The sequence below is a fragment of the Sporosarcina sp. P33 genome (genome assembly GCF_002077155.1).
In the GTDB taxonomy this organism is placed as follows: Bacteria; Bacillota; Bacilli; order Bacillales_A; family Planococcaceae; genus Sporosarcina.
Map to the genome: position 1 here is coordinate 1314845 of NZ_CP015027.1, position 11676 is coordinate 1326520.

Consider the following 11676-nt stretch of genomic DNA (forward strand, 5'->3'; position numbering starts at 1 on the left):
CCGGTTCCTCCTTTAAGGTAAACTTACCTGCAACAGTGTTCCAAATGCATACCAAGTTACGAACGAGAATGCGACCGCAATAATGATGTTAGACATCCATTTATTGCGCCCATTCAATAAAAACAACAGTCCGGCAAGGAACAGAATAGTCGAATACAAGAAACCAATCCGTTCAAAGAGCACTGTATAAATCAGCATCAAAACAAGCGATACGAGCAAATACAATGGGGACTTGCCGATTCGCAAGGCACGGAAATCAGAGAACTCATTACCGCGCGCCTTGAATTCCTGAAAGAAATAGACAATCCCTGAAATAATTAAAATAATAGCAATCAAAAGCGGGAAATACATAGGACCATTCGGGTTTCCGAGATTTGATTTAGGTAAGCTGATAGCACTGATCAGCATAATGACACCGACAACAGTTGCCAGAATCGGGGTTATGTACCGGACCATATCGTGTTCCTCCTTCTAAGTGAACAATTAAAAAAGCGAGCCCGCTTTGAGCGGGACTCCAACTTTTTTATAAAACTTATTTCTGTAAACCAGACTCGTCAATCAGTTCTGTGTACATTTCTTTTTGTTCTTTTAAGAACTCTGTTGTTTCAGCACTGTCTTGATAGAAATCTTCCCAGCCGTTGTTTTCCAACAGTTGTTTCCAAGAGTCTGTTCCTACCATTTCACCAAACGCTTCATTCCAATATGCAATCTCATCTTCTGTCATATCTGGTGGCCCAAGAATACCGCGCCAGTGAGGGAAGACCATATCCACGCCTTCTTCTGTCCATGTCGGTACGTCAGGCAATTCTTCCAGACGTTCGTCAGCTGAAATCGCAACAATCTTGAATTTACCTGCAAGGTGCTGCTCGGCAGATTCAGACACTGCCATCGTCGCTGCATCGACGTGACCGCCAAGCAAGCTCGTCATGACGTCGCCGCCACTTTCATAAACGAGGAAGTTTAATTTTGTAACATCAACGCCGTATGTTTTAGCCGCTTTTACGAAAGACAAGTGGTCGTTGTTTCCAAGACCAGGAGCAATACCGATTTTCACGGAAGACGGATCTTTTTTCAGCTGCTCCATCAACTCTGTTGCGCTTCCATAAGGTGAACCATTTTTGACCGCTACGGAAATCCACTCTGTTGTTAATGTAGCAAGCGGCGTGAAGTCTTCATACGTGAGATCACTTTGCCCAAGCAAGTTATTCGTAATTAACAGACTGGAGTCAATAGCCAATGTATGTGCATCTTTTTTGGACAGATACTGCCAGCCAACTTCTCCGTTACCGCCCGGTTTGTTAATGACTGTCATACTCTGATCCACAATATCTTCTTCTTTCAAAATCTTTTGTATCGCACGTGCTGTAGCATCCCAGCCGCCCCCCGGTGTTGCCGGTGCGATGAATTCTAAATTCTTCTTCGGATAATCGGAAACATCTTTCCCTCCTGCACTATCTGATGAACAAGCCCCCAGAATAAGTGCAAATGAAAGTGCCGCTGCGCCTACTAGTTTTTTCATACTGTTCTCCCCTTTTCTATCTGATTTATCATCTGTACATAGTGTACTTTGTCAACTCACATCTGTAACCGTTTACAATTTTAACAATTCAAAAGACTTTAACTACATTTTGTTCATTATGTTCACGTGAAAAAAGCATCCCGAAATAGGATGCTTAAAGTTTTCTGTACAGCAGTCAGCGGAATCATATAAGTAATGGGCTGCTTCCATATACATCATAGTGACCATACGCCCAGCTTTCCTGCTGTATTCTATTCCTGTATGCTCACAGTGCGAAGTATTTCCGCTCCGGTCTTCCGACAATTCCGTATTCAAGCTCAGCCCTCATCTTACCTTCTGCAATCAAATGTTCTAAATATCTTCGGGCTGTTGTACGTGATGCACCCAGCCTTTCCCCCACTTCTTCTGCTGTCGTTCCTTCATTCAATGAATGGACGATATCCATCACCTTCTGCAACGTTAAAGGATGAATGCCTTTCGGAAGATTTGTTTCACTGTCTTTGACTGCCGTATTATGAACAAAAAGTTTATCAATCTGTTCTTGATCTGCATGGGGACTTTCCTTAAGAAATAGCCTTCTCTGCTGATAGCGCTCAATAACTTCCTTCAATTTGGCTAATTCAACTGGTTTCACCAGGTAGTGGAATGCACCTGCCGCTACACTCTGAGCAACCAATTCGCGGTCCGCAGCGGCGGTAATGACGATGAAATCCAGTAAAGGATATTGAACCTTCAGCTCCCGCACCAAATCAATTCCTAATTGGTCAGGCATATACACATCGACCAGCAGTAAATCCACCGGCTGATTTTCAAGCAGACCCCATGCTTCCTTCGCACGTAATGCCTGCCAGACTACTTTCACACCATCTATACTTTCTAAAAACTGCTGATGTATGGAGGCAATACGAAAATCATCTTCCACAATTCCCACATGAATCATCTGACTTCACCCTCCTCATTTTCTGCATGTTTTGGAATATAGACAGAAAAAACTGTGCCTTCATCTGTACCAGACACTTGAATGGATCCTCCCAGCGATTGAACAGCCTGCTGAACATTCGCCAGGCCAAAACCTCTTCCTGCAGCTGATTTCGTAGAGTAACCTTTTTGGAACAGTGTATCAAGTTGTTCTGCCTGAATTCCATGACCGTTGTCAGATACTTCAAATATAACATCTTCCCCAAAATCTAAGGTGAAGAATGAAACATGTCCTGCCGAATTTCCAGCGGCCGCTTCAAGCGCATTATCGATAAGATTTCCCAGAATCACAGTCAATGCACCTGTACCCAGCCATTTCGGCAATGATTCCAGACTGCTGTTGTCATCAATCTCAAAACTGACCTTCATCTCAGATGCCTTACCCATTTTGCCAAATAGAATCGCTTGAACATGCGCATCTTTAATATTTTCTAAAATAAACTGATTAGTATGATCACTAAAACTGATTTCCGTTTGAATGGTGCGGATGGCTTCCTCATATTTTCCAAGCTGTAATAGGCCTGAGATTAAATAGAGCTTATTTGTAAATTCATGTGTCTGTGCTCTTAGGTCATCCGAATACTTTCTGACTTCATACAGCGTATTTACGACTTCCGCCATTTCCGTCGTATCACGAAACGTAATCAGTGCGCCTTTTTGCATCCCCTCAAGCTGCAGCGGCATGGCACTGACAACCAGTCTTTTGGCGGAATAGACCATTTCAAAAGATTGAGTGACTGACCCATTTAATTCTGCGACAGAGGGTAAGTTTGGAAAAATTGTCTCTATATCATCTCCTTTTCGATTCGTATGAACGCCTAGAATAGAACGCGCAGCAGTATTCATCAGTGTAATTTCACCCGATGGATTTACTGCAATGATTCCTTCATCGATCGATGCCAATATCGCCTTTCGTTCCATATAAAAGTTCGCAATTTGTTCGGGATCGAGCCCAAATGTATCTTTCCGGATGGATTTAGCCAAACGGAAACTGATGTAAATTCCAAGGGCGAGGATAATCAGTGAGATAAAGAGTAGTTTTACTACACGATTATGTACAATCTCACGTAAATCCGACAGGAGATACCCCACTGTCACCACGCCAATAATCTGATTCTCCTCTTCATTATAAATCGGCGCTTTACTAATGACGGAGGGACCGATAATTTCGCTTGACAGCATGGAATAATTCGCCCCAAACACTATCGCTTTATAGCCATCTCTAAATGGGATTATCTCACCTATTTGATGTTCATCCGGCGAAGCAAGTATATGCCCGGCTTTATCTTGAATCACTATAAAAGTCGCATCCACTTGATTTGAATAATGTTCAATGACCGCTTCCAGGTCACCGGCTTTTTCTGCATCCGTTTTTTCTTCAAGACCTTCTTTAACTGTATCCATATAAGACAGCATTTTTGCAGTTTGCAAACCCACCGTATGACTGCGGTCAAGTAAGTTCAAATAGTCCGTGACGACAAAAACAATCAGCATAAGCGTCATTAAAAATAAAATAAGTGAAGTGACCATCAGCAATATTTTCTTTTGCAGTTTTGATTTCAGCATATTCTGTCACTTCCAGCTAAACGATATTTTTACCTCATACAAACTTGGCCTGCACCGGCCAGCGCATGTACTTCTATTCTATACCACGCGACATCCGCTTACTCCGTGCAATCATAAATCTATCACGATGGCGGCAGTTGTCAAAGTCTTTTTATTCAAAGTACTGACAGCGCAGTCACAAACACCAGGAAAGAATTGCTAATAGAACTCTTCGGCTAAAACTCTGTCTCAAGTATATCTTTCAAAATAGTTTAACAGGATTTTAGAAATGGAAAAGCATAAACTCCGTATATGAGTTTATGCTTATGCGTGCAATTCTTATTTTTTCAACCCATATAAAAACATTTTTGTGATTTCATCAGCAAGTTTTTCTGGTGTATGCGTGCCGGCCCATAGTTTTGTTACAGCCAAATGTTCAATCGTGCCCACCATTGCAGCTGCTGCTACTCCGAGATCCAGATTGGTATGAAAATACCCAAGCTCTGCTTCTGCAATTAAATTTTGTTCGATTTGCTCTGCCATTTGCGCTTTAATATCACAAGCCTCCTCAGAGACAATAAATCCAATGCGCGCAACTTCTTCATCGTTCTGAAATAACTCAAAAACAGCCCGCAAACCGGATGCAATTCGCTCCTTCAGCCCTAATTCATCCATATCAGAAGGCAGCCTGCTTTCTGCAACCTGGTTTTGCAGTTTTGTTTTAAACATATCGATCAGTTCTTGAAATACAGCATCTTTACTTTGAAAATACAGATAAAATGTTGGCTGGGTGACATTTGCCTCCTTCACAATTTCACTGATTTTTGTCTTATGAAAACCATGAAGTGCGAATTGTCCTGCCGCGATTTCCAAAAGCAGCTTACGGCTTTTTTCGCCATCCGCCCCTATCTGCCGTCCCCTGTTCTTCAGTTGAAACACTCCAATCTTACTCAGTACATGAATTATTCTTATATATGATTAATTATACAGGGCAGGAAGAAAAAAACAAATTATTTCATCAAACAATAACAGGCATGATATATAATCCCATTTAACGATTCATTTTGTCAGTTACGTATATAAATAGATTATAATTGACAATTTGCAGAAACTATCGAATAATAAATAGTAAGCGCTTTCATTTTTGTCTAAATAATTGAATATACTGCGTTAAGGAGGGATTTTCATGAAACTGGCTAGAAATATTATTATTGCACTTATTGCAGGTGTTGCAGTCGGTCTTGTATTGAACATCTTTTCACCCGGCATTTTCTCAAAAGCCGATGCATTCTTATTTAAACCGCTCGGCACAATCTTCCTGAACCTGATGAAAATGCTCGTAGTGCCCGTGGTTTTCATTTCCATCGCACTCGGAACCGTCGGGATAGGGGATCCGAAAAAATTAGGCCGGATTGGCGGGAAGACGATTGGATTCTTCTTGATTACGACGGCAATTGCCCTCGTTATTGCAATCTCTCTTGGTCTATTGCTGAAGCCCGGTGAAGGCGGGAACTTTGAAACAGCTGCTGCCACATATGAAGCAACTGAAGCGCCCCCGGTTGCTGACACGTTATTGGGAATCATCCCGACCAACCCTATCAGCGCTATGGCAGAAGGTAATATGCTTCAGATTATCTTCTTTGCAGCACTGGTCGGTTTTGGAATGGCGATGTTAGGTGCTAAAGTAGAAAAAGTAAAAGAACTGTTTGAACAAGGCAATGAACTGATCATGTACTTGATCACGTTTGTTATGAAGTTCGCGCCATACGGGGCATTTGGCCTGATTGCATCTGCCGTCGGAAGCCAAGGAGTTGACGCGCTTAAAGCCATGGGGATGTATATGACGGTTGTTCTGGGTGCGCTTCTAATTCATATGATTATCGTCTATGGCGGCTCCATCGCTCTCATCGGCAAGCGAAGCCCTGTCTGGTTTTTCAAGAATTTCTTCCCGGCACAACTCGTCGCATTCAGTACAGCCAGTTCTGCCGCAACGCTGCCTATCTCCATGAAAACGGCACAGGAGAAGCTAAAAGTGCCTGAATCCATCAGCTCGTTTACGCAGTCGCTTGGCGCAACCATCAATATGGATGGCACCGCGATTATGCAAGGGGCCGCCGTCATTTTCATTGCCCAGGCTTATGGCATCGAATTGACGGTAGGTCAGCTGCTGACTGTCGTCTTGACCGCAGTACTTGCAAGTATTGGAACTGCTGCGGTTCCAGGCGCTGGCCTGATCATGCTGGCAATGGTTCTGACATCAGTCGGTCTGCCGGTTGAAGGTATTGCACTCGTTCTGGGAGTCGACCGTCTGCTCGATATGGTACGGACTGCTGTCAACATTACCGGTGATGCTGCATGTGCGGTCGTCGTTGCCAAAACAGAAGGCGTCCTGGGCGATCCTGATGCTGAAGAAGTTACAGGCGGTGCAGAAATTGCCTAATATTTATTGAGTCCTGTACGGGAAGCAAACTATGTTCACTGAACATGGCGGCTTTCTGTACAGGTTTTTTCATGCCGGTGACTTGATCCCTGCGCCGCATAAAGAGATTACAATGACTTCGTTTTCAGACTTCTCATACTGTATATAACCTGCATAATTAATAGCTGAAGTTATTTCTACATAGAAGCCTTTTGCTGCAAGTACAGTTCGTGCCTTTACTATTTCATCTTCCCCTATAGTAATAAAGCTCCCGTTAGTTTGCTTCACCGCTTCGATTATTTGTTTGGATCTTGCCGGCGCTGCGACAGCAATTCCTTCGGCAATAGTCCCTTCATTCTCCACCGGTTTCGCTGTTTGTTCTCCATTGTTAAATGCCTTGGCTAGAGGTGCGCATTTCTCGGCCTGAACGGCGATGATTTTTGGCATCCGGTCAATTTTCCCTGCCAAGAGCAGCTCCTTGAAACCATAGAACACACCCAGCACCAGCGTTCCGTTTCCTGCCGGGACAATTACAGTATCCGGCGCTTTCCCGAGTTGTTCATATACTTCATACGCATACGTTTTTGTCCCTTCATAAAAATACGGATTGTACACATGGCTTGCATAAAACACTTGCTCTTCTTCAACTGCTTTTTGGGCCGCGGCCGCCACTTCTTCTCTCGTTCCCTTTACTGCCTTAATGTTTGCACCATGCGCTTTGATCTGCGCCAGTTTATTCGGTGAAGTATTCTCGCTTACATAGACATCGCAGTGAATTCCTGCTCTGGCGCTGTACGCGGCAATGGCTGTTCCGGCATTGCCGCTGCTGTCTGCTATCAGCTTTTTGACACCGAGCTGTTTCGCCAGTGCCACGATGACAGCGGCCCCCCGGTCTTTAAATGAAAGTGTAGGCATCATAAAATCTGCTTTTACCAATACATCCGGTTCCGACTCATCTGCTGCCAGCAGTGGTGTCTGACCTTCGCCAAGAGTAACCGTGCGCCAGCTTTTTAAATTCTCTGCCCCCCTCATAGAAGAAACATAGCGCCAAATCGAATATTCACCTGTCCATTGGACGTTTTCTTCCCCAAATTTTCCTTGCCGAAAATTTAACAGACCTCCGCATTCACATTTCCAGCGGCCTGCTTCAACCGGATATACTTCTTCACATTCTGAACAGCTATAAGAGGTCATGTGCACCATCTCTCTTTCTCGCATGTTTTTCAAGCCTTCATCAGCTGTCTGCTATGAGTAAGTTTTCATTTGGATTATATTCGATTTATCGCTGGATCAATCTGCCGCACTAATCATGTTTCACCGGGCGTTTTGTTTTTTCATCAACTTTCATTTCATACATCGATTCATCTGCCCGCTGGATCAGCCTTTCGAAACTATCCCCATCATCAGGATAAACAGCAAAGCCGATCGATGCACTGAGAGGTGAAAGAGGTTCCATAGTCAGGTGTGACAGCTGTTTTGTTATATTTTGAATATAGGCAGCCTGGCATTCCGGTTCGACATTCGAAATCAAATGTATAAACTCATCTCCGCCCCATCGTACGACGAGGTTCCCTTTTTTTGCATTAGCCAGTAAAAGGCCGGCAACAAACTGCAGTACCTCATCGCCTTTTTGGTGGCCGTGTTTGTCGTTTATTTCCTTAAAATCATTTATATCAATCAAGGCAACCGCCAGTTTGCCCCCGCGGCTTCTGCATAAGGAAGCCTGTTTTTTGAATGCTTTTTCTATAGTGAGGCGATTATATACATTCGTCAAAGGGTCTCTTTCGGCATAGAACCTTGCCAAGTCATATTGTTTTCCTCCAAACCATGCAATCAGCAGGAAAACTGCTGTTAACACAAAAAAGCTTGCTTTAAAAGAATAGCCCAAATACTGATGATAATAATAGTACCGCAAAATATTAAATAGTATCACGATACCGACAGCATACAATCTTCCTTTATACCCCATATAGAATCTCCAAAATTAACATACTTTTATTCTCCTATTACTAGTAAAAAATAGACGGAATGGATGAAAGTCAGCCCCGCTAAATGGACTGACGTAATTTATTTATTGAATTATACCCGTAACACACCACGGAAACCTCTGGCAGCATAATACGATTCCGCCCCATTATGGTATACAAAGACCTTATCATAGCGACGATCACAAAAAAGTGCGCCGCCCAGTTGTCTGACGTCATCCGGCGTTTGTACCCAGCTTGATGTTTTCCTGTCGAATTCTCCAAGTTTCTGAAGTTCTCTGTATTGTTCTTCCGTTAACAGTTCAATTCCCATTTCCATCGCCAGATCCGCTGCACTATTCTCCGGTTTGTTTTTCTTTCTGGAATCCAATGCCTTGCGGTCGTAACAAAGACTTCGCCGGCCGGCCGGACTTTCCGCTGAACAGTCGTAAAAAATATATTCATCCGCTGATTCATCATAGCCCACAACATCCGGTTCCCCGCCAGTTTCCTCCATTTTATGCAGCGACCGCAGCTTATCAGCATTTGCTTCGATCTTTGCTTGTACAGCCGTCCAGTCAAGGGCGCTGTGACGTTCCGTGTTTTCTTCAAAACGTTCTTTTAACGCCGAGAGTAAGCGTTCTTTCTGTTCTGATGATATGTTCTGATTGCTATTGCTGTTTGTCATATACTATTCCTCCTGATGATATCCATGTTTTGATTAGTATGTGCTGCTAAGAGTATCATGAAACACAAAAAGACGTATCGCACCTGCAAAGAAGAGAGATTCACCAGCGGAAACACCAACCGTATAGAATACTTTTACATACCGTATGTATAAATATGGTATGATTACTGAAGAATATGAAATGAGTGATCCGGTATTCTATCGTCTTTATATGAAGCTGCATGAGTAATTATCCTGTTTTCCGAGAGGGGCTTTGACAGATGAATAAATATGACTCTATTTTGGCGGCCGTAGACGGTTCAGACGAAGCAAAACACGCCCTGCTTACATCAATTGAGATGGCAAAGAATGAGGGTTGTCCGAGACTTCACATTGTCAGTGTGATTGATGTATTCTCCATTTCTGAAGAGGATACGTCCTATCTTGAAAAAGAACAGCTGCGTGTAAATGATCTGCTGACCCGCTATAAAACACTCGCTGAAAACGAAGGAATTGAACATGTTGAAATTCACATGACAACAGGCGATCCAAAAGTCACAATTCCCGAAGATCTGGCGCCTTCAGTCAAAGCCCGTCTAATTGTATGCGGTGCACAAGGATTGAAAAATGCCGAGCACTATTTCCTGGGCTCTGTATCCGAAGCAATTGTTATGACCGCAGCATGTGATGTGCTGGTCGTTCGTCGAAACCGATAAAAACTGCAGAAAGCCTGCGCGACAGAAAATGAGTTTCTTCTGTCATCCGGGCTTTCTTTATTTTACTTTTTGCGAATGATTTCCAAACCTTTCTGCTCCAATAAATATTGAAGACCTTCACGAAAATTAGTAAATGCCCGGAATTGATCGAACTTCCCCACATTGGACAGGACGAGGTTTTGCGCGAAAGCCGGAGAGAAACCAACAAACAATGTTTCTGTCCCCATCAGCTTCAGCACACTGACCAGCTCATTTATTTTTTCACTTAACAGCTCATACCCCATATTTTCCTCCACCGCAAGTGCGCTTATATCGGTAAAATCAAAAATCACCGTGTATACCGTGTTATCAGCGATTCGTTGAACAAGCTTATTTTGAATATGCATAAAGCGTCCGACTGAAAGCGCACCGGTTATAGGCACTAAAATGGTATCCGGCACGATGGATGGAATGATCGGTGCAGAGAGTTCTTCAATTAATTGTTCATAGACTATGATTTTTTCTTTAAGTTCCTTCACTTCTTCTGCTAAATTCATTTCTTTATTCAACATCATAACCTCCCCACCCTCATATAACTGCTTAGTATGTTCTAACGGTTTTTATTGGTTAATTATAGCATAGCTTCATCTGTTTGGACTTATAGAGTCATATCTAATGATTGAAACCATTCATTGAACACGCTACACTAAACTGGAAAACAATCTGCTCAAAAGGAGACTCTAAAACATGTCTTATCAGCCGGATACAAATGAAACCAAACATCTTATTCAGCAGCTCGTATCCATACCAAGTCCTTCAGGCTATACAAAACAAGTGATTGCATTTGTTGAAGATTTCTTACAGGAATACAATGTAGAGACAAAGCGCAGCCGCAAAGGCGGTTTACTTGCCACTTTACCGGGTAAAAATGATACAGAACACCGAATGCTGACTGCCCATGTCGACACACTTGGTGCCATGGTGAAAGAAGTGAAAAACAACGGACGTCTGCGGCTCGACCTCATCGGCGGGTATAATTATAACTCTATCGAAGGGGAGTATTGTAAAATCCATACAGCATCCGGCAAAACCATCACAGGAACGATTTTACTGCATCAGACCTCTGTGCATGTCTATAAAAATGCCGGCACTGCGGAAAGAAATCAGGCAAACATGGAAGTTCGCATTGATGCAAAAGTTCAAACAGCGGAGGAAATCCGGACGCTTGGAATCGAAGTCGGTGATTTCGTTTCACTTGAACCTCGCGTTGAAATTACGGACAGCGGCTTTATTAAATCCCGCCACCTGGACGACAAAGCCAGCGTTGCGATTTTGCTTCAGCTTATTAAGCATATTCAAACAGAAAACATCCCACTGCCTTACACTACTCACTTCCTCATTTCGAATAATGAAGAAATTGGCTATGGCGGTAATTCCAACATCCCTGAGGAAACTGTCGAGTATTTGGCGGTCGATATGGGGGCCATTGGAGACGGTCAGTCAACTGATGAATATACGGTGTCAATTTGCGCAAAAGACTCCAGCGGACCCTACCATTACGGACTGCGCAATCATTTAGTCGGTCTGGCTGTGAAAAATGAAATAGCGTACAAAATCGATATGTATCCGCATTACGGCTCGGACGCATCCGCGGCCATCAGGGCAGGTCATGATATCATCCACGGGTTGATCGGACCGGGAATTGATTCCTCACATGCTTTTGAACGGACGCATGAAGACTCCCTGCGAAACACATTGCAATTGCTGTACCATTACGTGCAATCTGATATGCAGAGCTATTGAGTGAAAAGCGGCTGCGATTTGTACTTTTGCCGCCGAATGGAATTGCCGGTGAAAGAATGGAAACTTTATAAAATATGGCTAAACAC

At 43.3% G+C, this 11676-nt stretch carries 12 protein-coding genes; 3 read left to right on the plus strand and 9 right to left on the minus strand.

Annotation, left to right across the window (positions count from 1 at the left end; translation table 11 throughout):
• Positions 1–12: 12 nt before the first annotated feature.
• The 5 genes from SporoP33_RS06615 to SporoP33_RS06635 all read right to left on the minus strand — a co-directional run bounded on the left by SporoP33_RS06615 (position 13) and on the right by SporoP33_RS06635 (position 4981).
• Positions 13–456, minus strand: coding sequence for a tripartite tricarboxylate transporter TctB family protein (locus tag SporoP33_RS06615; protein ID WP_081242989.1), 444 nt, complete (start codon positions 454–456; stop codon positions 13–15).
• Positions 457–532: 76 nt separating this feature from the next.
• The gene (locus SporoP33_RS06620) at positions 533–1519 is read right to left on the minus strand and encodes a tripartite tricarboxylate transporter substrate binding protein (protein ID WP_081242990.1); all 987 of its coding nucleotides are present in this window, start codon (positions 1517–1519) and stop codon (positions 533–535) included.
• A 265-nt stretch (positions 1520–1784) separates the two neighbouring features.
• Positions 1785–2459, minus strand: coding sequence for a response regulator (locus SporoP33_RS06625; protein WP_081242991.1), 675 nt, complete (start codon positions 2457–2459; stop codon positions 1785–1787).
• The gene (locus SporoP33_RS06630) at positions 2456–4063 is read right to left on the minus strand and encodes an ATP-binding protein (protein ID WP_081242992.1); all 1608 of its coding nucleotides are present in this window, start codon (positions 4061–4063) and stop codon (positions 2456–2458) included. Before SporoP33_RS06630 ends, SporoP33_RS06625 begins: the two co-directional genes overlap by 4 nt.
• A gap of 318 nt (positions 4064–4381) precedes the next feature.
• On the minus strand, positions 4382–4981 hold the full coding sequence (locus tag SporoP33_RS06635) for a TetR/AcrR family transcriptional regulator (protein ID WP_196796878.1): 600 nt from the start codon (positions 4979–4981) through the stop codon (positions 4382–4384).
• 247 nt (positions 4982–5228) lie between these two features.
• Here SporoP33_RS06635 and SporoP33_RS06640 point away from each other — a divergent pair, with 247 nt between their 5' ends.
• Positions 5229–6482: a dicarboxylate/amino acid:cation symporter gene (locus SporoP33_RS06640; protein WP_081242994.1), complete on the plus strand. Its 1254-nt coding sequence runs from the start codon at positions 5229–5231 to the stop codon at positions 6480–6482.
• Between the two features lie 69 nt (positions 6483–6551).
• Here the strand turns inward: SporoP33_RS06640 and SporoP33_RS06645 are convergent, their stop codons facing one another.
• From SporoP33_RS06645 to SporoP33_RS06655, 3 genes are all read right to left on the minus strand, one after another.
• Positions 6552–7655 carry a threonine synthase gene (locus SporoP33_RS06645; protein ID WP_081242995.1) on the minus strand — a complete coding sequence of 368 codons (1104 nt, stop codon included), beginning with the start codon at positions 7653–7655 and terminating at the stop codon, positions 6552–6554.
• Positions 7656–7764: 109 nt separating this feature from the next.
• Positions 7765–8430 carry a GGDEF domain-containing protein gene (locus tag SporoP33_RS06650; protein WP_081242996.1) on the minus strand — a complete coding sequence of 222 codons (666 nt, stop codon included), beginning with the start codon at positions 8428–8430 and terminating at the stop codon, positions 7765–7767.
• Between the two features lie 110 nt (positions 8431–8540).
• Positions 8541–9113: a DUF4256 domain-containing protein gene (locus SporoP33_RS06655; protein ID WP_081242997.1), complete on the minus strand. Its 573-nt coding sequence runs from the start codon at positions 9111–9113 to the stop codon at positions 8541–8543.
• 260 nt (positions 9114–9373) lie between these two features.
• On the opposite strand from SporoP33_RS06655, the gene SporoP33_RS06660 reads away from it, so the two are divergent.
• Positions 9374–9808: a universal stress protein gene (locus SporoP33_RS06660; RefSeq protein ID WP_081242998.1), complete on the plus strand. Its 435-nt coding sequence runs from the start codon at positions 9374–9376 to the stop codon at positions 9806–9808.
• Positions 9809–9870: 62 nt separating this feature from the next.
• Here the strand turns inward: SporoP33_RS06660 and SporoP33_RS06665 are convergent, their stop codons facing one another.
• A complete protein-coding gene (locus tag SporoP33_RS06665) occupies positions 9871–10356 on the minus strand; it encodes an STAS domain-containing protein (protein ID WP_196796879.1) in 486 nt (161 codons plus the stop codon).
• 178 nt (positions 10357–10534) lie between these two features.
• On the opposite strand from SporoP33_RS06665, the gene SporoP33_RS06670 reads away from it, so the two are divergent.
• A complete protein-coding gene (locus tag SporoP33_RS06670; RefSeq protein ID WP_081243000.1) occupies positions 10535–11590 on the plus strand; it encodes a M42 family metallopeptidase in 1056 nt (351 codons plus the stop codon).
• Positions 11591–11676: the final 86 nt, after the last annotated feature.

Excerpts from the sequence above, each read along its gene's own strand:
- SporoP33_RS06615 (WP_081242989.1), bottom strand. The coding sequence starts at position 456 with ATGGTCCGGTACATAACCCCGATTCTGGCAACTGTTGTCGGTGTCATT.
- SporoP33_RS06620 (WP_081242990.1), bottom strand. The coding sequence starts at position 1,519 with ATGAAAAAACTAGTAGGCGCAGCGGCACTTTCATTTGCACTTATTCTG.
- SporoP33_RS06625 (WP_081242991.1), bottom strand. The coding sequence starts at position 2,459 with ATGATTCATGTGGGAATTGTGGAAGATGATTTTCGTATTGCCTCCATA.
- SporoP33_RS06630 (WP_081242992.1), bottom strand. The coding sequence starts at position 4,063 with ATGCTGAAATCAAAACTGCAAAAGAAAATATTGCTGATGGTCACTTCA.
- SporoP33_RS06640 (WP_081242994.1), top strand. The coding sequence starts at position 5,229 with ATGAAACTGGCTAGAAATATTATTATTGCACTTATTGCAGGTGTTGCA.
- SporoP33_RS06645 (WP_081242995.1), bottom strand. The coding sequence starts at position 7,655 with ATGACCTCTTATAGCTGTTCAGAATGTGAAGAAGTATATCCGGTTGAA.
- SporoP33_RS06650 (WP_081242996.1), bottom strand. The coding sequence starts at position 8,430 with ATGGGGTATAAAGGAAGATTGTATGCTGTCGGTATCGTGATACTATTT.
- SporoP33_RS06655 (WP_081242997.1), bottom strand. The coding sequence starts at position 9,113 with ATGACAAACAGCAATAGCAATCAGAACATATCATCAGAACAGAAAGAA.
- SporoP33_RS06660 (WP_081242998.1), top strand. The coding sequence starts at position 9,374 with ATGAATAAATATGACTCTATTTTGGCGGCCGTAGACGGTTCAGACGAA.
- SporoP33_RS06670 (WP_081243000.1), top strand. The coding sequence starts at position 10,535 with ATGTCTTATCAGCCGGATACAAATGAAACCAAACATCTTATTCAGCAG.